Here is a 19,078-nt window from a genome sequence, read left to right on the forward strand (position 1 = left end):
ACGCGGCCATACGCTCCTAGCGGAAGCAGCATCCTGCTGCACGAAAGGACACCGTGACCACCCTGACCAGGCCTCCGGCCGACCCGGCCAATCGGCCAAAGAATTCCTACAAGCTCAAATCCTGGCTGCTCGAAGGAATGCCGGACACCTCAGGCAAGCGGCAAGGCCCCCACGGCCGCCCGTCGGATACCCACAAACCGCAAGCCTGGTGGAAGGTCATGTGCCTCACCGGCCTGGACTACTTCTCCACCCTCGGCTACCAGCCCGCCATCGCCGCCCTGGCCGCAGGGCTCCTGTCCCCGCTCGCCACCATGCTCCTGGTGCTGGCGACCCTGGCCGGTGCCCTCCCCGTATACCGGCGCGTGGCAAAGGAAAGCCCCCGCGGTGAAGGATCCATCGCCATGCTTGAACGCCTGCTTCCACGATGGGGAGGCAAGCTGTTCGTCCTGGCCCTTCTTGGTTTCGCCGCGACGGACTTCATGATCACCATCACCCTCTCCGCAGCGGACGCCACCGCCCACCTGATCGAAAACCCCTTCGCCCCGCACTTCCTCGAAGGCCAACAAGTGGTCATCACGCTGGCTTTGATCGCCGGCCTGGGCGTTGTCTTCCTGCGCGGATTCAAGGAAGCCATCAACGTGGCAGTAGTCCTGGTGGCAGCCTTCCTCGCGCTGAACCTGGTGGTAATCGCCGTATCCATGACCCATCTCTTCACAGAATCCGGCGTCATTACCGACTGGTGGACCGCGCTCACCACCTCCCATGGCGACCCCATCATGATGATCGCCCTGGCACTTTTGGTGTTCCCGCGCCTGGCACTTGGACTCTCCGGATTCGAAACCGGCGTGGCCGTTATGCCCCAAATCAAGGGCCACGCCACGGACACCGACGCCAAGCCCACAGGCAGGATCAAGGGTGCCCACAAGCTCCTCACCACCGCAGCCATCATCATGAGCTCGTTCCTCATCACCTCCAGCTTCACCACCGTCATGCTGATCCCCGCCGCCGAATTTCAAGAAGGGGGTAAGGCCGAAGGCCGCGCACTGGCCTATCTCGCCCATAAATTCCTCGGCGACGGCTTCGGAACCGTATATGACGTCAGCACCATTGCCATCCTCTGGTTCGCAGGTGCGTCCGCCATGGCCGGGCTCTTGAACCTCGTCCCCCGCTATCTTCCCCGCTACGGCATGGCACCAGCATGGGCGCGGGCCCTCCGCCCGCTGGTCCTGGTGTTCACCGTCATCGCCTTCTTTGTCACCATCATCTTCAAGGCAGATGTCAACGCCCAAGGCGGCGCCTACGCCACCGGGGTGCTCGTGCTGATCACCTCGGCATCCATAGCCGTCACCCTTTCCGCGCGGCGAAAGAAGCAGCGGGCACAGGTCATTGGTTTCGGACTGATCTCCCTCGTCTTCGTCTACACCACGGTGGTCAACTCAATCGAGCGCCCCGACGGCCTGAAAATCGCAGCGCTCTTCATCCTGGCCATCATGGTTGTCAGTTTCATCTCCCGCATGCGGCGCGCTTTTGAACTCCGCGCCACCCACATCAAAATGGACGAAAAAGCCCTCGAATTCACGGCCAATGCCACTGAGGGACCTGTCCGGATCATCGCCCACGAGCCCAAGCACCTCAGCGCCAGCCGATACAGGGACAAGCTCCAGCACGCCCAGCAGGCCAGCCACCTGCCTGTTGACTGCGACGCCGTCTTCATCGAGGTCATTGTGGACGACAGCTCCGACTTCGAGCAGGAGCTTCAGGTTGTGGGCAAGCTCCGCCACGGCTTCAAAATCCTGGAAGTGCACAGCAACAACGTGCCCAACACCGTGGCCGCAGTTCTCCTCCACATCCGGGACGTCACCGGGCTCATGCCGCACATCTACTTCCGCTGGACCGAGGGCAACCCGATCTCCAACCTCAGTAAGTTCCTGTTCTTCGGCGAAGGAGAGATCGCCCCGGTGACCCGCGAGGTCCTGAGGGAAGCCGAGCCGGATATCACCCGCCGGCCGTGGGTACACGTGGGCTAACCACCCCGGACTCCCCGCGCGAGATGCCAGTTGATGCCCATGTTTGTCGCCAACATGGGCATTAACTGTCATCTCGCGCGGCGTCATCTCGCGCGGCGTCATCTCGCGCGGCGCGAAGAGCTAGCGGCTTGCCGCCGGCACCAGCACCCACAGCACCTCAACGGTTTGGTCCGTGGGGTTGATCCACGTGTGGGGTTCACGGCCGGGGAAGGATAGCGTGTCCCCTTCTTCGAGGTCATACTCCTCGTTGGTCAGAATGAGCTTGATCCGGCCCTTGACCACGTGCAGGACATCGACGTCGCAGTCAACGGCGTAAAGCTCGTTTTCACCCCGGCCCCGTGGCTCGATGGTTGCCTGCAGGATTTGGAGCCGGCGCTCGGAGCGGGCGGTCAACAGGCGCTCCACAATGCCCTGGCCACCCAGGGAGATGCGGGGGCCGTCGTCGCGTTTTGTCAGGTGGGTCTCCGGAGCGGCGAATAGATCGCCCACGGATACGGACAGCACTTGGCACAGGGTCACCAAGGAAGCCACCGACGGCGATGTCAGGTCCCGCTCCACACGACTCAGGAAGCCCTTCGTCAGTCCGGTGGCATCGGCCACTTGCTCAATGGTGAGGCGCTGCGCTTGCCGGGCTGCGCGGATTCTGGAACCGATGGCAACGGGAACATTGCTCGGTTCAACGGGGAGAGCCTTCATTCACGAACCTTTCAGGCCTGTCATGTGGCCCTGTCATTGGAGCAATAGTAGCCGGGAGACAGACCAAGAGCGCCAGAATACGCGGAAGCATGACCAAAGGATCTTGACTGTTACTCCCATCACAACATATCCTCAGAGGCAACAAGTGTTGCCTGTGAGGCACACAACACATCCCCAATCTCCAATCGTCAGCACAGAGACTTCGTCGCTTCGCAGGAGTATCGTCGAAAACCCCAACCTCTGTGCATCAGCTCCAAGGACCGTTCATGGAATCTTCGGCTATAAACATCGCAATCGTGGTGGTGTACCTGCTCGCCATGCTGGCATTCGGCTGGTGGGGCAAGTCCCGCACCAAGAACAACAGCGACTTCCTGGTGGCCGGCCGCCGCTTGGGACCCTTCCTCTATACCGGCACCATGGCTGCAGTGGTCCTTGGTGGCGCATCCACCGTGGGCGGCGTGGGCCTTGGTTACAAGTTCGGCATCTCCGGCATGTGGCTCGTTGTGGCTATTGGCTCGGGCGTGCTGCTGCTCAGCCTCCTGTTCGCCGGCACCATCCAGCGCCTAAAGATCTACACGGTCTCCCAGATGCTGAGCCTTCGCTACGGCAGCAAAGCCACGCAGACCTCCGGCATCGTCATGCTGGCGTACACGCTGATGCTGTGCGCCACCTCCACCGGCGCCTACGCCACCATCTTCGTGGTGCTGTTCGACTGGGAACGCTGGTTGGCCATCGCCGTTGGCGGCGCAATCGTGCTGGTTTACTCCACCATCGGCGGCATGTGGTCCATCACCCTGGCCGACCAGGTGCAGTTCATCATCAAGACTGTTGGCATCTTCTTCCTGATGCTCCCGTTCGTCATGAACGCGGCGGGCGGCATGGACGGCATCCGTGAGCGCCTGGACGATAGCTTCTTCCAGATTGATGGCATCGGCATCCAGACCATCATCACCTATTTCGTGGTCTACACTCTCGGCCTGCTCATCGGTCAGGACATCTGGCAGCGCGTCTTCACCGCCAAGACCCCCACCGTGGCCCGCTGGGGCGGCGCCACCGCCGGCGTCTACTGCATCCTCTACGGCATCGCCGGCGCCCTGATCGGTTTGGCTGCCCGGGTGGCCCTCCCGGACATCGACGTCGCCAACCTCGGCAAGGACGTGGTCTACGCAGAGGTAGCAACCAACATCCTGCCTGTCGGCATCGGCGGCCTGGTCATGGCCGCGGCCGTAGCAGCCATGATGTCCACGGCGTCCGGAGCCCTGATTGCAGCCGCAACGGTGGCACGTGCCGACGTTGTTCCTTTCGTGGCCAGCTGGTTCGGAAAGACCATCAACACTGACGACACCGAAAACCCTGAGCATGACGTCAAAGCCAACCGCTACTGGGTCCTTGGACTCGGGATCGTGGCCGTGCTGATTTCCATGGCAGCGCAGGACGTAGTGGTTGCCCTCACCATCGCCTACGACATCCTGGTAGGTGGCCTCCTGGTCGCCATTCTGGGCGGCCTGCTCTGGAAGCGCGGCACGGGCATTGCCGCCGCATGGTCCATGGCAGTGGGCTCGGTGCTGACGTTGGCACTGCTGATCCTCTTCGCAGTGGGAGCGATCCCCAGCGCGGACGGCGTCTACGCCAACGAGCCGATCTACTTCGGCCTGGCAGCCTCATTCCTCACCTACGTGGTGATTTCGCTGCTCACTCCGCCTACCGATCCTGCAGTTCGCGCTGCGTGGGACAAGCGGGTTGCCGGTGCAGTTTCAGACGAATTGCCGCCGGAAGTCCACCCGGTCAGCAGCCACAAGTAGCAGCGCACTTCGCGTAAAAGAGCAACGTTCGACGGCGGCGCCTCCCCTTTTCGGGGCGGCGCCGCCGTTGTCTTGTTCCCGGGTGTCTTGTCCCCGTGTGTTTCGCTCCCGGGGTAACGCCCGCCGCGGAGTCCTGCGTTGCCAGGCCCACTCTGCGCCCCAAAACCCCACCCAACAACGCAAACCAGGCCCCACAACGGGTGGGATGGCAGCCATCGGATAGGGTGGTCCCAGCTTCAAGAGATGTGGTGCCAAGCTCCGACTGGCCACACACCAACCCCATGTTCACGGGTGGTTCGGATGAGGAAGCGGCCCGCCCCGGACCAGAGACAACCGAGCGGGCAAGAGCACTCCCCAAGGAGCAGTCCCTTGCCGTACCAAGGCGATACCACCCCAAACGCAAGCAACTCAGCGCCAACTACGCCCGGCACCCCAGCCACAACACGCGCCAACACGGTGATGGTGATTCCCGCCGTCGACCTCTTCCTGGGGACCGTGACCATCATGGGGAAAGCGGGAACCCGGCACTTCGCCTATCCCCAACCGCAACTGATCGCGGAAGCGCTGGCCCAAGCAGTCCGGCCGACGCGCTGGTGTGAGGTGTCAAAGACGCTCACAGTGACCGTAGCCGCCGTCGGGAAACGCGAGGGTGCGCAACGACACTTCGCCCTCAACGGTGCACATCCGGACAAGCACGCACAGCCGGTTGAGCACGCACATCCGGCTAAGCAAGATCATCCGGCCTAGCAAGAAGGAATCGGCCTAGCAAAGAAGGAACCGGGCTAGATTTCCTCGTCCTCCTCGCGGAATTCTTCGGTTTCGTCGATGGGGACCACTCGTTCGTCGTCCTCGGGGGCGTCAACTTCCTCAACCCAGGGTTGGTCCACTTCCTGGTCCTCGGCGTAATCGTAGGCCGGGTCGGACTCGATGGTGGTCCGTTCCGGGTAGTTGGCGTGTGATTCGGTGGTGTTCATGGCGCAACCTCCGTCTCGTGGGCCGGTTCGCGTAGGCGGGTTAAGCCCGGTGACCCGAATGCGGAATCCAAGGCTGGAAGAGCCCCGGTCCCCTGTCCTTCCATCTGAGCACCGGCACAGGCAAGGGTCAAGAAACCTGTGGAAATTTAAGGCGCACCGAACATTCCGAGTAAGGAATACCAGCCAAAAATCCCCGTGAATACGCGGTAGTGTTGGGCGTGCAATGGGGCCGCAACCAACCCCACCCAGCACAGGAGACAAAGTGCAGATGCACCAGGAATCCCACAGTTCGTCGAGCCCCGCTCCGGACCCCGCCCCCGAATCAGCAGCTGCCGAAGCAGCTCCTGAATCAGCAGCTCCCGAAGCAGCAGCAACCCAACCCGCTCCGCCGTCGAACGCGGACATCCGCCGCTGGCGCCAGTACCTGGCCGATGAGCGGGCAGAGGCCGCCGTGTACCGTGAACTTGCCCAACGGCGTGACGGTGAGGAGCGCCAAATCCTGCTCGCCTTGGCCGAGGCAGAAGGCCGGCATGAAGCGCACTGGCTCAAGCTTCTTGGCGAGCACGCCGGCATGCCCAAGGCAGCGTCCAGCCGCAGCCAGTTCCTGGGCTTCCTGGCCCGCAACTTCGGCTCCGTTTTTGTGCTGGCGTTGGCCCAGCGCGCGGAAGGCCGTTCCCCCTACGGGACCGAACCTGCCGCGACTCCTGCCATGGTGGCCGATGAACAAATCCACGAAGAAGTAGTACGCGGCCTGGCTACACGCGGACGCAACCGGCTCTCCGGAACCTTCCGCGCCGCCGTTTTTGGCGCCAACGACGGCCTGGTCAGCAACCTTTCCTTGGTGATGGGCATGGCCGCAACCGGCGTGCCCAGCCCGGTGGTCCTCATGAGCGGCGTAGCGGGGCTCCTGGCCGGTGCGTTGTCCATGGGCGCGGGCGAATACGTGTCGGTCCGCTCCCAGCGGGAACTCCTCAACGCCACTCTGCCCACGCAGGCAACACTGACTGCGGCGCCGTCGTTGGACATTGAGCACAACGAGCTGGTCCTGGTCTACCTTGCCAGGGGCATGACGCGCGAGGCTGCCGAGCACCGCGCTGCCGAGCGCATGGGATTGTTCAGCTGTGACTGCGATCCAAGCCTGTCCTTGCAGCCTGAAAATCCGCCCGCTGATGAGCATGAATCGGTTGGCTCGGCATGGGGCGCTGCGATGTCCAGCTTCTGCTTCTTCGCCTCGGGCGCCATCGTGCCTATCCTGCCCTTCATTTTCGGCATGACGGGCATCGCAGCCCTGATGGTGGCCGGAGTTCTGGTGGGCATCGCGCTCCTGGCCACGGGCGCCGTCGTCGGCTTGCTGTCCGGAACGTCGCCACTGAGCCGCGGGCTGCGGCAACTGGCTATCGGTCTTGGCGCGGCGGCTGCCACTTACGGGCTCGGCCTGCTGTTCGGGGCAACCATCATCTAAGTTTGGACGGCTCGGTCCTCAGACCGTAATGTTGGTTCGTCCTCCGCGCTGCCCCGCGTGACCAGGGCATCAGGAATGGAGAACCGTGGACCCGGAGCGGGAAGCAACGCGTGCGCCCAAACACCGACGCAATGGAACAGCCCTGCGCGTTCTCCGCGGAGTCCTCATGGCCGGAATCGCCGCTGTGGTGGCGATTCTGGTGAGCGGATACCTTCAGGGTGATCCCCGCATCACCGCCCTGTTCCCGGGCGTGAGCGTTCCGGGCGCTCCACAGAAGGGACCCGGTGATACCGAACCGGTGCACCCGCTTGATGCGCCGCCGCCTGGGCTTGAGGAGGCGGACACCCCGCTGGCCTCCCCGCCGGCGCCCGGCACCACCAACGATTCGTACAAGTTCCTGGCCACCAACGACGACGGCACTCCGGTAGGTTATTCGCCCTGCCGCCCGCTTCATTACGTGGTAAATAACGCCACCGCCCCCGCTGGCTCCGATGCCCTGCTGACCACCGCCCTGGCAAATATTTCAGCGGCGTCGGGCATCCAGTTCATCAACGACGGCACCACGGACGAGTTGCCCGTGGACAAGCGCGAACCGTATCAACCTGCCAAGTACGGCGACCGTTGGGCTCCGCTGCTGATCTCCTGGACCACACCGGAGGCGGCGCCGGCGCTGGCCGAGAATGTCATCGGCACCGGTGGCAGCACCATGTACTCCCTGAACAAGGGCCCTAAAAGCTACATTACCGGGAGTTTGGAGTTGGACACTCCTCAGGTAATGGAGCTGCTGGCCAGTCCCGGCGGGGCCGATTACGTCCTGGCCGTGATGCAACATGAATTGGGCCATGTGGTGGGTTTGGACCATGTGGATGATCCGATCCAGCTGATGTACCCGGAAATCGGAGCCCCGGACGGACTCGCGGCGGGCGACCTGAACGGCCTGCATCTTCTTGCCTCGGCACCCTGTCGCAAGGACATCTAGGCGCTACTCACGCCCGGCGCAGTTTCGCCATGGACTCACGGCGAAGTGAGACTTATGCTGGCCACTACGGCCGACGGCGGCGCCCCACCTTCCGTCGCGGCCACCACGACAGGGGGTTCCATGGAACCTTTCGGGTCGCCCCAGTGGCCGGACCCCGATCCCCCTCGTCCCGGCTACCTTCCGCATTCCCTGCGCCCGCCCGATCCTCCCCCGGTCCGGCCGCCGATTAAGCACAGCAGCATTGTGGCCATCCTTTTCCTTTTCGGCGTCCTGGCATTGGTGTGCGCCGGAGCATACTTCAGTGGTGAACTCCGCCAGTTCGTGTACGGCTCTTCCTCCACACAAAGCCAGGCGCCGCGGCCGGGGCTGATTCCGTTCGGCCAGCGTCAGGACCCTGTCCCGGGGCTCGAGGAAGCGGATGCGCCCCTTGGGACGCCTGCACCGCTGGTCCGCACCAGTTCCTCCTACAAGTTCCTCGCCGTCAAGGAAGACGGGACGCCTTTGACCTACTCGCCGTGCAGACCCATCCATTACGTGGTCAACTCGGACCTCGCGCCGGCCTCCTGGCAGCCCTTGGTGGAGGAGGCCGTGGCACAGGCCGCGGCTGCCACGGGCTTGAGGTTCATTTATGACGGCCCCAGTTCCGAAGTTCCCTCTCCCAACAGGTCCGGATACCAGCCGGAAAGGTATGGCGACCGTTGGGCGCCTGTCCTTATCGCGTGGAGCACCCCGGAGCAGGTCCCCCGCTTGACGGGGCAGACGGTGGGGCTTGGCGGAAGCTCTTCCATTGGCCTCAGCAACGGTTACAAGGCGTACGTCACCGGCACTGTGTCCTTGGATGCTCCACAGTTCGCTGAGATCGTGAACACTCTCAACGGCCAAGAGATCGGAGTAGCCGTGATCATGCACGAGCTGGGGCATCTCCTTGGCCTGGATCACGTGAAAGACCCCGGCCAGCTCATGTTCGATCAAGCTTCCTGGGTGCGTGGATACGCTGCCGGTGATCTGACCGGGCTCGCCCAGCTGGGCACAGGCCCTTGCAGCAAGGACTTCTGAGTCCTATACGGCAATCACCTCGAGGGCATCCTCCACCGTGTCCACCAGGAAGATCTTCTCCGCCATCGGCTTCCCGGCCGCCAGGCTCTGCAACATGGGCCAAGCAGGATATGTCCGTTCCCAGTGTTCACGCCCCACCAGCACCATGGGCGTGATGGTCTCCGGGGCCCCGTAAAAGTTCTCGCACGCATCCTGGAAGATCTCCTGGACTGTTCCTGCGGCGCCCGGGAGGAACACGATTCCGCCGTTGCAAAGCTCCAAAAGGATGGCCTCCCGGATGGCGTTGGCAAAGTACTTGGCAATGTGGGTGGCGAACAGGTTGGGCGGCTCGTGGCCGTAGAACCACGTGGGAATGCCGAGCGTCGGGGTACCGTCCGGATAGCGTTCGACGACGGCGGCTGCTTGCCGCGCCCAAGCCGTGACCGAGGGCCTGAACCCCGGCACCCCGGCGAGCGTTTCAAGCACGGCGGCAGTATCGGCGTCGGGCAGTCCGCTCAAGTAGGCTCCCAGGTTGGCCGCTTCCATGGCCCCGGGGCCTCCACCCGTGGCTACCGTAAAACCGGCTTGGGCCAGCAACCGTCCCAGCTGGGCGGCGTCGGCGAACTCCTCGGTGCCTCGTTGCGCCGCATGCCCGCCCATCACACCCACCAGTTTGGTACCGGAGAATGCGCCGTGCTCCAGCAACTCATCCAGGGCATCGCCGATTGCGTGGTCATGCAGGGCTGCGGCGAGCGTGGTGTCCAGGCTTCCGCGTTGCCCGGGCAGGATGCTCCATTGGTATACACGGGCGTCCAGGGTGGATTCGTATTCTGTGGAGGAAATGTCCGCGTACAGTTCAGCGGCTGTGTAAACGCTGCTGCGGTAGGGATTGAACGGAACATTGTGGAGCTTGGGGAAGATCAGCGCCCCGCGGCTGCGGAGGCTTTCCTCCACGCCGTCATCGAACGTACACCCCAGGAAGATCGCTCCTTGTGGGTCCAGCGCTTTGAGCTCCTGTGAGTGGCCTCGCAAGTCCAGCGACTGCGCATGCCAACCTTGCATGGACGCGGCCCCTGCCCCGACTAAACGGCTGAAATGCGCCACGCTTTCAACATCCAGCGTTCGGGGACTCGGGTTCAAAGCTCCGGAGCGATTCATGGTTTCAGCGTAGTGGTGCCGTGAAAATTTGCCGGAACACTACCCACGGGCCGGCCGCGGGAGTACAGTAGCGCTCACTGCATCGCTTTCACGCCGGATTCAGGTGGAAGCTGCGAATAACTCAATTCGAAATGACGTCCTGGGGGCGTCGTAAGTTTGCCGGCTGGGGGGCCCAACATCTGCTCAAGGAGCATGGTTGTGGACCGTCCAAAATACGCCAGTCGTCATACTCGACTCACATTTATCAGCACCCGTTCACTCACCCGGCGGATCCTCGGATTCCTGCTGGGTTTCTCTGTTGCCCTTTCCTCTCTCGTCTTCGGTTTTGCCGCGCCCGCCTCGGCAGCCGTACCTCCTTGTTCCGGGACCGGCGGTGCGCAGCAGATTGTGGCTCACACCGATGATGACCTGATCTTCATCAGCCCGGACTTCATGCGGGACATCCAGGCCAAGCGCTGCGTCCAGACCATCTACGTCACAGCAGGGGAAGCCGGCGAAGGGCAATCCTACTGGGGCGGCCTGGAGGACGGCATCAGGTCCAGTTATGCCATGATGGCCGGGGTAGCCAACGCTTGGACAGCTTCGGACGCCGGCGTTCCTGAGCGGGCACTGACCGTTTACACACTCAATGCCGCTCCCAATGTTTCCGTGGTTTTCCTGCGGCTTCCGGACGGCTTTCCCAACGGGAACGGGAGCAGCCGCTACAACGGCCAGAGCATCCTCAAACTGTGGGACGGCCGCATTTCCACCATCCGCCCCGTTGATGGATCTGCCACGTACACAAAGGCGCAACTCCAAAGCGTGCTGAACCGGTTCGTGGCCAACTTCAAACCCACAACGTTCCGTACCCAGGACTGGACCGGCAATTTCACCACTCCCTATGACCACAGCGACCACTGGGCGGCAGCAAAATTCGGACAGCTTGCCACCCGCGCCTACACCGGTCCGCACACCTCCTCCGCTTACGACGCGTACGTGATTGACGAATACGCCCAGAACGTCACAGGGGCAGAACTGACCAGCAAGGTGAACACGTTCAGGCGCTTCGCTGAGTTTGATGAGTACCTCTGCGGCAACATCTGCCCGGATACGCCCTACAGCGATTGGCTCAAACGGCAATACATCACTGCGATCGAATGGACCGGCAACGCAGCGAAATCCGCGGGAACCACGGTGTCGGCGTCTTCTCAAAAGGCCTCGGCACAAGGTCCGGAGAAGGCACGGGATGGCTACGCCTGGGGCACTCCCATGGACGCCAACCGCGAGTGGGTCACCAACGGCGGCAAAGCAGGCAGCTGGATTCAATACAACTTCTCCCCCGCACGAACCATCAATGCTGCAACACTTTTTGACCGCCCGCTGCCCGGTGACCAGGTAACCGGCGGAAATCTCACATTCTCCGATGGCAGCACTGTCCCGGTTCCAGCCCTGCCCAACAACGGCTCAGGTCTTACAGTGAACTTCCCTGCCAAGACGGTCAGCTCCGTCCGTTTCACCATCAGCTCTGTCAGCGGTACCACTACCAACGTGGGGCTGGCTGAATTCGAGGCACACATCACCGCCGACGTTGTTGCCCCGATCGTGACGCCCACGCCTGGGGCCGGAACGTACGACGTCGGTCAGAAGGTCACGCTTGCCGTGAACGAGCCCGCCACCATCTACTACACCGTGGACGGGTCTACGCCCACCACGGCGACGTCCACGAAGGTGACGTATCCGGCTACGGCAACCATCACTTTGGACGGGCCGAAGACCTTGAAGTACTTCGCGGTTGACACAGCGAACAACCCGTCCGCCGTTGTCACCCAGGCCTACTCCACAGGCCCTGACGTGACCAAGCCCGTGGTGACCGTCAACCCCGTGGGCGGCGCCTACGCCCCGGGCACCAGCATCACCCTGGCAGTTAACGAAGCCAACGCCGTGATCAAGTACACCAAGGACGGATCCGACCCAACTACCGCTGGCGTGGTGTACTCCTCAGCATCTCCGATCACCTTTGATGGCCCGGACCCAATGAGCCTGAAGTACTTCGCCACGGATCCGGCCGGAAACGCCTCGGAGGTCGTCACTCAGACGTACACCGTGCCGCCGGATACTACGGCTCCCGTGATCACGGCCAACCCCACCAGCCGTGCGCTGGCCAGCGGAGCAACCATCACCCTCTCCGCCAATGAGCCGGGGGCAGCCATCTACTACACCACCAATGGCAACACGCCCACGGCAACGGAATCGGCCACGAATATCAAGTACTCGGCACCGATTGCCATGGGAACCTCAACCCTGAACCTGAAGTACATCGGGGTTGACGCCGCCGGCAACACCTCGGCTGTGGGTAACCAGACGTACACCGTCCCCGCAGCCGGACCGCCGTCGGCCCATGACTTCAACGGCGACGGCAAAGCCGATGTCCTGGCCTCCGATACCGCCGGAAACCTGTATCTGTACCCGGGCGACGGCACAGGCGGCCTCCTGGAACGGCAGCTGGCCCTGGCGGCACCGGCGTGGTCCACCGTCAATGAAACCATTACTCCCGGCGACTTCAACAAGGATGGCAAACCGGACCTGCTGGCCCGTGCCGGCGACGTCCTGTGGTTCTACCCGGGCGACGGCGGCGGAAGTTTCGGGGCCAGGGTCCAAGTGAGCACGGGCTGGAGCACCATGAGCCAGGTATTCTCCCCCGGAGACTTCAGCGGCGATGGCATCCCGGATATCATCGCCCGGCGCAGCACCGGCGACCTGAGGCTCTACGAAGGAAACGGCACCGGCGGCCAGAGGACACCAACCACAATAGGAACCGGTTGGAATGTGATGAATGCAATTCTCAGCACAGGGGACTTTAATGGAGATGGAAAGGCAGACGTGCTGGCGCGACGCACTGACACTGGCGCCCTCTGGCTCTACCCGGGAGATGGCACCCGCGGATGGCTCCAGTGGAAGCAGATCTCCACGGGTTGGGACAACAGAACATCGATAGCCGGTCCCCGTGACCTCAACGGCGATGGCAGCAACGACGTCATAGGCCGCATCGGAGACACCCTGTGGCTGTACCCGGGCACGGGAAGCGGAGCGTTCGGCACCGCACCTCCCATCAGCCTCGGCACCGGTTGGCAGGCGTTGAAGATCATCGCCTAGCCAGCCCCATGGACCTGGCGCGGGTCGGAGTTTTCCCCCAGACTCTTCGGCCCGCGTCAGCCACGTTAAAACAACAACGCGGGGTCACTTTGGGCCCGTTCCGTTGGTTGGAACGGGCTGTAAGTGACCCCGCGTTGCTTTTATTGGAACCTAGAGCGTTGCGAAAACTTCGCGCAGCAGCTTGGCGGTTTCGGACGGCGTCTTGCCGACCTTCACGCCTGCGGCTTCGAGAGCTTCCTTCTTGGCCTGTGCGGTGCCTGCGGAGCCGGACACGATGGCGCCTGCGTGGCCCATGGTCTTGCCCTCGGGAGCCGTGAAGCCGGCAACGTAACCTACAACAGGCTTGGTGACGTTGGCCTTGATGTAATCAGCTGCACGCTCTTCAGCGTCGCCACCGATTTCACCAATCATGACGATTGCCTTGGTTTCGGGGTCAGCTTCGAACGCAGCCAGGGCGTCGATGTGCGTGGTGCCGATGACGGGGTCGCCACCGATGCCGATCGCGGTGGAGAAGCCGAGGTCGCGAAGTTCATACATCATCTGGTAGGTCAAGGTACCGGACTTGGAAACAAGGCCGATAGGGCCCTTGCCCGTGATGTTCGCCGGGGTGATGCCAACCAGGGCTTCGCCCGGGGTGATGATGCCGGGGCAGTTCGGTCCGATGATGCGGGTGATCTGCTTGCCGTCAGCGTCCACCTTGGACTGGGCGAGTGCCCAGAATTCGGCGGAGTCCTGAACCGGAACGCCTTCGGTGATGACAACAACGAGGCCGATGCCGGCTTCGATTGCTTCAACAACAGCATCCTTGGTGAATGCCGGCGGAACGAAGACGATGGAGACGTCGGCGCCGGTTTCAGCGATGGCTTCCTTGACGGTGCCGAAGACGTTGATTTCCTTGTCGCCGTGCAGGACCGTGGTGCCGGCCTTGCGGGCGTTGACGCCACCAACAATGTTGGTGCCGGCCTTGAGCATCAGGGCGGTGTGCTTGGTGCCCTCGCCGCCGGTGATGCCCTGAACGATGACTTTGGAGTCCTTGTTGAGGTAGATAGACATTGTCGCGTCCCTTTACTTAGCTGCGTTGGCGAGCTCGGCGGCCTTGTCGGCGCCCTCGTCCATGGTGGCGGCCAGTGTAACCAGCGGGTGGTTGGCCTCGGTCAGGATGCGGCGGCCTTCCTCAACGTTGTTGCCGTCGAGGCGAACTACCAGCGGCTTGTTCGCGGAGGAACCGAGCTCAGCCAGTGCCCCGACGATGCCCTTGGCAACTGCGTCACAAGCGGTGATGCCACCGAAGACGTTCACGAACACGCTCTTGACCTGGGAGTCACCCAGGATGACGTCCAGACCGTTGGCCATGACCTCAGCGGAAGCTCCACCGCCGATGTCCAGGAAGTTGGCGGGCTTCACGTTGCCGTGGTTTTCGCCGGCGTAAGCAACAACGTCCAAAGTGGACATCACAAGACCGGCGCCGTTGCCGATGATGCCTACTTCGCCGTCAAGCTTGACGTAGTTGAGGTCCTGCGCCTTGGCCTTGGCTTCCAGCGGGTCAGCTGCGTCCTTGTCTTCCAGCGTGGCGTGGTGCACGTGGCGGAAGTCAGCGTTCTCGTCCAGGGAAACCTTGCCGTCGAGGGCAACAATCTCGCCGGCGCCGGTGCGTACCAGCGGGTTGACCTCAACCAGGGTTGCGTCTTCCTTCTTGAAGACGTCCCAGAGCTTCAGAATGACATCGGCCACTTTGCCGCGCAGTTCTTCAGCGAAACCTGCAGCTGCAACGATCTCGTCAGCCTTTGCCTGATCGATGCCCACGGCGGGGTCGATGGCGATCTTGGCCAGGGCCTCGGGACGCTCAACGGCAAGCTGTTCGATTTCCATGCCGCCTTCAACCGAGCACATAGCCAGGTAGTTGCGGTTGGCGCGGTCCAGGAGGACCGAGAAGTAGAATTCCTCGGCGATGTCTGCACCCTGGGCGATCATCACCTTGTTGACGGTGTGGCCCTTGATGTCCATGCCCAGGATGTTGGTGGAGTGCTCAAGTGCCTCTTCGGCAGTCTTGGCAACCTTGACGCCGCCAGCCTTGCCGCGGCCACCAACCTTAACCTGTGCCTTGACGACAGTTACGCCGCCGATCTTCTCGGCAGCTGCCTTTGCTTCTTCAGGAGTGTGCGCCACGATGCCAGCGAGCACGGGTACACCGTGCGCCTCGAACATATCGCGCGCCTGATATTCAAACAGGTCCACGGTTTAGTGTCCTTCTACGTCGAAGTAGTTTTCTGTTCAGCCGGGAACCGCGATGACCGCGATAGCCAGCTGCGGAGAGTACGCGGTAACAACCAGGATTGAAGCCGGTCACATTGCGTAAGGTCCTCTCGGAACTTTAGCCCTTTGAGGAGTCCCGCCAGCTACACACTACCTGTTAAGTGAGTAACCTTACACTTCTATGGGCTGTAGAAAACCCGCAGAAAGACGCGGTTTTTGGGCCGTTGACCAGCTGTTCAAGGGCCTTCGAGACGCTTATTTGAGGTTCCCCGTGACTGTTTTTCCGCCGTCGGAAATCAACTGGTAACCCTCGCGGGTGACGAAGAATGCCACGCCACCGGAGACATTTCCGCAAGCAACGCCGCCGTTGTAGGCCGAACACCGCAGACCGTTGCGCTCAATGTTCTGCCCTTCGGGCAACTCACGGAGCTTGGAGACCGGACCTTCCCGGCTGCCCTTCGGCCCGAACTCCGACTCCATTTGTGTTACGCCGGAACGACACGAGCCGTAGACTGCCTTCTCCGGAGTCAGGAGCACAGTCCCGCCAAGGTATCCAAGGCCGGTTCCAGCGCAGTCATCAGCGATGTCGCCGGGATCAGGGGCGGCGTACTTCGCCAGCTCACAATGAACCACAGGAACAACGGCAAACTTGTTGTTGGCGGCATCCGAGTAGGAGTTGGCCTCATAGGGCAGATTGAGGTGCCCGCCCCGCGAGGACGTCATGGCGCACACAATGTTCTTATCAGCCGTGAGGAACGCGGTGACATCCTCGCCGGCGGACAGGGTGGTCTGCCCGGTGACAGGAACCTGTTGCAGTTGTTCAAGCGGCGGCAACGGGGCCGGAGTGACATAGTCAGGATCTTTGGTGGCGAAGGAGCACCCCGCCGCCAGCACCATGATCAAAGCGGCCAGGATCGCCCAAAGAGTCCGTCGCATGCCCCTTATTATGCCGTGCGGTTTCACGCATCCAACTTGGTCAGCGGTGCATACCGCAACAGCAGGCGCTTCTCGCCGACGTCGAACTTCACCTTCGCCACGGTCTTGTCGCCCGAGCCCTCGATGCCCAGCACCACTCCGTTACCGAAGCTTGTGTGATTGACTTTGTCCCCCGCCACGACGGAAATGACTTCCTTCTGCGGCTGGACCCTGTTGCGTACGACGGCGGCCGGGACGTCGGCGTCGAACCCTGCGGTGGGACTCGCGGCAGCACCGCGGGACGTGCCTGCACCCCAGAAAGAACCACCGTAGCGGTTGGAGCCGATGGGAGCGCTCCCCCAGCCACCTGCGGCCTGACGGCTCATTCCTTCGCGCTTCCACTCCACCAGTTCCGAGGGGATTTCTTCCAGGAACTGGCTGGCGGGGTTGTATTGGCTCTGGCCCCACATGCTGCGGACTTCCGAGCGCGTGACGTAAAGGCGCTTGCGCGCGCGGGTAAGCCCCACGTAGGCCAGCCGGCGTTCTTCCGCCAGTTCCTTCGGATCCGTGGCCGAGCGCTGATGCGGGAAGATACCGTGCTCCATACCGGTGAGGAAAACCACCGGGAACTCCAAACCTTTGGCGGTGTGGAGCGTCATGAGTGTGACAACACCCATCCTCTTTGCCTCAGCCACGGCAGCATCGATGTCGGCACCCGGGGCGTCGGGGATCTGATCTGCGTCGGCCACCAAGGAGACCTGTTCCAGGAACTCGCCGAGGGAACCGTCCGGGTTATCGCGCTCATACTCCCGGACCACCGCCACCAGTTCCGCAAGGTTCTCCACCCGGGATTCGTCCTGGGGATCGTTGCTGGCGCGCAGCCCTGCCAAATACCCGGTCTGTTCAAGGACGGCTTCCAAAGCGGCCGCAGCTCCGGAACCGGAAGCCACCTCGGCGAGATCGTCCAGCAGCTTCACAAAGCCCAGCACGGCGTTGACCGAGCGCGTGGCCATGCCGGGCGCTTGATCGGCACGGCGCGCAGCGGACATGAACGATGTACGTTCCCGCTCGGCCAAAGCTGCAACTGCACCCTCAGCGCGGTCACCGATTCCGCGTTTGGGTTCGTTCAGCACCCGGCGAAGGTTGACGTCGTCATCCGGGTTTACCAGGACGCGAAGGTACGCCAGAGCGTCCTTGATTTCCTTGCGCTCATAGAAGCGGGTACCGCCCACCACTTTGTACGGCAGGCCCACACGGACCAGGACGTCTTCAATGGAACGGGACTGCGCGTTGGTGCGGTAGAAGATGGCGACGTCACCGGGACGCAAGCCATCCTCGTCCTGCAGGCGGTCGATTTCCTTGGCAATGAACTGGGCTTCGTCATGCTCGTTCTCCCCCACATAGCCAACAATCTTCTCGCCATCGCCCTCCGCGGTCCACAGGCGCTTTTCCTGGCGGTTGGGGTTACGCGAAATCACCGAGTTTGCGGCGCTGAGAATGTTCTGGGTGGAGCGGTAGTTCTGCTCGAGCTTGATGGTGCGGGCATTCGGGTAGTCTGCCTCGAACTCCACAATGTTGCGGATGTCCGCGCCACGGAAGGCATAAATGGACTGATCGGAATCGCCCACCACCGTCAGTTCACTCGGTGCTACGTCAGTAGCTGTCCCCACACCCACGATCTCCCTGACCAGTGCGTACTGGGCGTGGTTGGTGTCCTGGTACTCGTCAACCAAGACGTGCCGGAAGCGGCGTCGGTAGGATTCCGCGAGCGCCGGGAAGGCCCTGAACATGTACACGGTCTCGGCAATGAGGTCATCGAAGTCCATCGCGTTGGCTTGCCGGAGGCGCTGCGTATAGCCCTTGAACACCTCGGCCACGGCTTGTTCAAAGGGGTCGTTGTGGTTTGCCGAGGAGATGTAGGAGTCAGCATCAATGAGCTCATTCTTGAGCGCGGAAATCTTGTGCTGGATGGCCTTTGGCGCGAACTTCTTCGGATCAAGGTCCAGGTTCTTGGCCACCAGGGTGATCAAGCGCAGGGAATCGGCGGAGTCGTAGATGGAGAAGTTCGAATTCAGGCCCACGTTGGCCGCTTCCCGGCGGAGGATACGCACGCAGGAGGAGTGGAACGTGGAGATCCACATGCCCTTGGCACGGGGGCCCACCAAGGCTTCGATGCGTTCCCGCATTTCGGCCGCTGCCTTGTTGGTAAAGGTGATGGCCAGGATTTCGCCGTGATGTGCACGCTTGGTGGCGATGAGGTAGGCGATCCGGTTACTGAGTACGCGGGTTTTTCCGGAGCCCGCGCCTGCAACGATCAGCAGGGGGCTCCCTGCATGTTTTACCGCCTCTTCCTGCTGCGGATTCAGTCCCTGGAGAAGGGCGTCAGCGGTGGGCAAGCCGTGGGCTCCCTGGTTGCCCCAGCCGCCTTGGGCAGGATCCTGGGGGCCGCTACCCGTCCCCCCTTGGAGGCGGGGTCCGGAAGCGCCTCCACTTGAAGGCGAAAGCTCCGGGGCAGCCTTGAGTGCGGCTTTGGTGCCTGCTTTGAAGGGTCCGGCGGCGTAGGGGTCAAACAACATATCCATGGTGCCTACCAGTCTAGGCGGTGCCTCTGACACTCTAAGGCGCTCCGGATGATTAGGCCGACG

General features: G+C 62.4%; 14 protein-coding genes and 1 riboswitch. Of the genes, 7 read left to right on the forward strand and 7 right to left on the reverse strand.

Going from position 1 to position 19,078, the window contains the following annotated elements:
- Positions 1 to 53: 53 nt before the first annotated feature.
- Positions 54 to 2,027, forward strand: a complete 1,974-nt coding sequence (locus tag BACI9J_RS16320) for an amino acid transporter (protein WP_159735295.1) — start codon at positions 54 to 56, stop codon at positions 2,025 to 2,027.
- A 120-nt stretch (positions 2,028 to 2,147) separates the two neighbouring features.
- On the opposite strand, the gene BACI9J_RS16325 is transcribed toward BACI9J_RS16320, so the two are convergent.
- A complete protein-coding gene (locus tag BACI9J_RS16325; RefSeq protein WP_159735296.1) occupies positions 2,148 to 2,723 on the reverse strand; it encodes a helix-turn-helix domain-containing protein in 576 nt (191 codons plus the stop codon).
- A gap of 266 nt (positions 2,724 to 2,989) precedes the next feature.
- Between BACI9J_RS16325 and BACI9J_RS16330 the strand changes: the two genes are divergently transcribed.
- A complete protein-coding gene (locus BACI9J_RS16330) occupies positions 2,990 to 4,525 on the forward strand; it encodes a sodium:solute symporter (protein ID WP_201296596.1) in 1,536 nt (511 codons plus the stop codon).
- 234 nt (positions 4,526 to 4,759) lie between these two features.
- Positions 4,760 to 4,879: riboswitch (SAM riboswitch) on the forward strand.
- A gap of 15 nt (positions 4,880 to 4,894) precedes the next feature.
- The gene (locus BACI9J_RS16335) at positions 4,895 to 5,272 is read left to right on the forward strand and encodes a hypothetical protein (RefSeq protein WP_159735298.1); all 378 of its coding nucleotides are present in this window, start codon (positions 4,895 to 4,897) and stop codon (positions 5,270 to 5,272) included.
- 35 nt (positions 5,273 to 5,307) lie between these two features.
- Here the strand turns inward: BACI9J_RS16335 and BACI9J_RS16340 are convergent, their stop codons facing one another.
- Positions 5,308 to 5,499, reverse strand: a complete 192-nt coding sequence (locus BACI9J_RS16340; RefSeq protein WP_159735299.1) for a hypothetical protein — start codon at positions 5,497 to 5,499, stop codon at positions 5,308 to 5,310.
- Between the two features lie 268 nt (positions 5,500 to 5,767).
- Between BACI9J_RS16340 and BACI9J_RS16345 the strand changes: the two genes are divergently transcribed.
- The 3 genes from BACI9J_RS16345 (at position 5,768) to BACI9J_RS16355 (ending at position 8,996) form a co-directional block, all read left to right on the forward strand.
- Complete coding sequence (locus BACI9J_RS16345) at positions 5,768 to 6,961, forward strand: VIT1/CCC1 transporter family protein (protein WP_159736516.1); 1,194 nt, start codon at positions 5,768 to 5,770, stop codon at positions 6,959 to 6,961.
- Between the two features lie 142 nt (positions 6,962 to 7,103).
- Positions 7,104 to 7,940, forward strand: a complete 837-nt coding sequence (locus tag BACI9J_RS16350) for a matrixin family metalloprotease (protein WP_159736517.1) — start codon at positions 7,104 to 7,106, stop codon at positions 7,938 to 7,940.
- Between the two features lie 54 nt (positions 7,941 to 7,994).
- On the forward strand, positions 7,995 to 8,996 hold the full coding sequence (locus BACI9J_RS16355) for a matrixin family metalloprotease (protein WP_159736518.1): 1,002 nt from the start codon (positions 7,995 to 7,997) through the stop codon (positions 8,994 to 8,996).
- Positions 8,997 to 8,999: 3 nt separating this feature from the next.
- On the opposite strand, the gene BACI9J_RS16360 is transcribed toward BACI9J_RS16355, so the two are convergent.
- Positions 9,000 to 10,133: an LOG family protein gene (locus BACI9J_RS16360; RefSeq protein ID WP_201296597.1), complete on the reverse strand. Its 1,134-nt coding sequence runs from the start codon at positions 10,131 to 10,133 to the stop codon at positions 9,000 to 9,002.
- A gap of 192 nt (positions 10,134 to 10,325) precedes the next feature.
- Between BACI9J_RS16360 and BACI9J_RS16365 the strand changes: the two genes are divergently transcribed.
- Complete coding sequence (locus BACI9J_RS16365) at positions 10,326 to 13,265, forward strand: DUF7402 domain-containing protein (RefSeq protein ID WP_159735300.1); 2,940 nt, start codon at positions 10,326 to 10,328, stop codon at positions 13,263 to 13,265.
- 150 nt (positions 13,266 to 13,415) lie between these two features.
- Here the strand turns inward: BACI9J_RS16365 and sucD are convergent, their stop codons facing one another.
- The 4 genes from sucD to pcrA all read right to left on the reverse strand — a co-directional run bounded on the left by sucD (position 13,416) and on the right by pcrA (position 19,015).
- Positions 13,416 to 14,318: a succinate--CoA ligase subunit alpha gene (gene sucD, locus BACI9J_RS16370; protein WP_159703364.1), complete on the reverse strand. Its 903-nt coding sequence runs from the start codon at positions 14,316 to 14,318 to the stop codon at positions 13,416 to 13,418.
- 12 nt (positions 14,319 to 14,330) lie between these two features.
- A complete protein-coding gene (sucC, locus tag BACI9J_RS16375; RefSeq protein WP_089593935.1) occupies positions 14,331 to 15,500 on the reverse strand; it encodes an ADP-forming succinate--CoA ligase subunit beta in 1,170 nt (389 codons plus the stop codon).
- 273 nt (positions 15,501 to 15,773) lie between these two features.
- Entirely contained in the window at positions 15,774 to 16,454 is a 681-nt protein-coding gene (locus BACI9J_RS16380; RefSeq protein ID WP_159735301.1) for a hypothetical protein, read from the reverse strand.
- Between the two features lie 23 nt (positions 16,455 to 16,477).
- The gene (pcrA, locus tag BACI9J_RS16385) at positions 16,478 to 19,015 is read right to left on the reverse strand and encodes a DNA helicase PcrA (protein WP_159735302.1); all 2,538 of its coding nucleotides are present in this window, start codon (positions 19,013 to 19,015) and stop codon (positions 16,478 to 16,480) included.
- Positions 19,016 to 19,078: the final 63 nt, after the last annotated feature.

The sequence above is a fragment of the Arthrobacter sp. 9V genome (assembly GCF_902506065.1).
Taxonomy (GTDB): domain Bacteria; phylum Actinomycetota; class Actinomycetes; order Actinomycetales; family Micrococcaceae; genus Arthrobacter.

What these genes read in the sequence shown, in the direction of transcription:
- BACI9J_RS16325 (WP_159735296.1), bottom strand. Translation starts at nt 2,723, where the DNA reads ATGAAGGCTCTCCCCGTTGAACCGAGCAATGTTCCCGTTGCCATCGGT.
- BACI9J_RS16330 (WP_201296596.1), top strand. Translation starts at nt 2,990, where the DNA reads ATGGAATCTTCGGCTATAAACATCGCAATCGTGGTGGTGTACCTGCTC.
- BACI9J_RS16340 (WP_159735299.1), bottom strand. Translation starts at nt 5,499, where the DNA reads ATGAACACCACCGAATCACACGCCAACTACCCGGAACGGACCACCATC.
- BACI9J_RS16345 (WP_159736516.1), top strand. Translation starts at nt 5,768, where the DNA reads ATGCACCAGGAATCCCACAGTTCGTCGAGCCCCGCTCCGGACCCCGCC.
- BACI9J_RS16355 (WP_159736518.1), top strand. Translation starts at nt 7,995, where the DNA reads ATGCTGGCCACTACGGCCGACGGCGGCGCCCCACCTTCCGTCGCGGCC.
- BACI9J_RS16360 (WP_201296597.1), bottom strand. Translation starts at nt 10,133, where the DNA reads ATGAATCGCTCCGGAGCTTTGAACCCGAGTCCCCGAACGCTGGATGTT.
- BACI9J_RS16365 (WP_159735300.1), top strand. Translation starts at nt 10,326, where the DNA reads ATGGTTGTGGACCGTCCAAAATACGCCAGTCGTCATACTCGACTCACA.
- sucD (WP_159703364.1), bottom strand. Translation starts at nt 14,318, where the DNA reads ATGTCTATCTACCTCAACAAGGACTCCAAAGTCATCGTTCAGGGCATC.
- BACI9J_RS16380 (WP_159735301.1), bottom strand. Translation starts at nt 16,454, where the DNA reads ATGCGACGGACTCTTTGGGCGATCCTGGCCGCTTTGATCATGGTGCTG.
- pcrA (WP_159735302.1), bottom strand. Translation starts at nt 19,015, where the DNA reads ATGGATATGTTGTTTGACCCCTACGCCGCCGGACCCTTCAAAGCAGGC.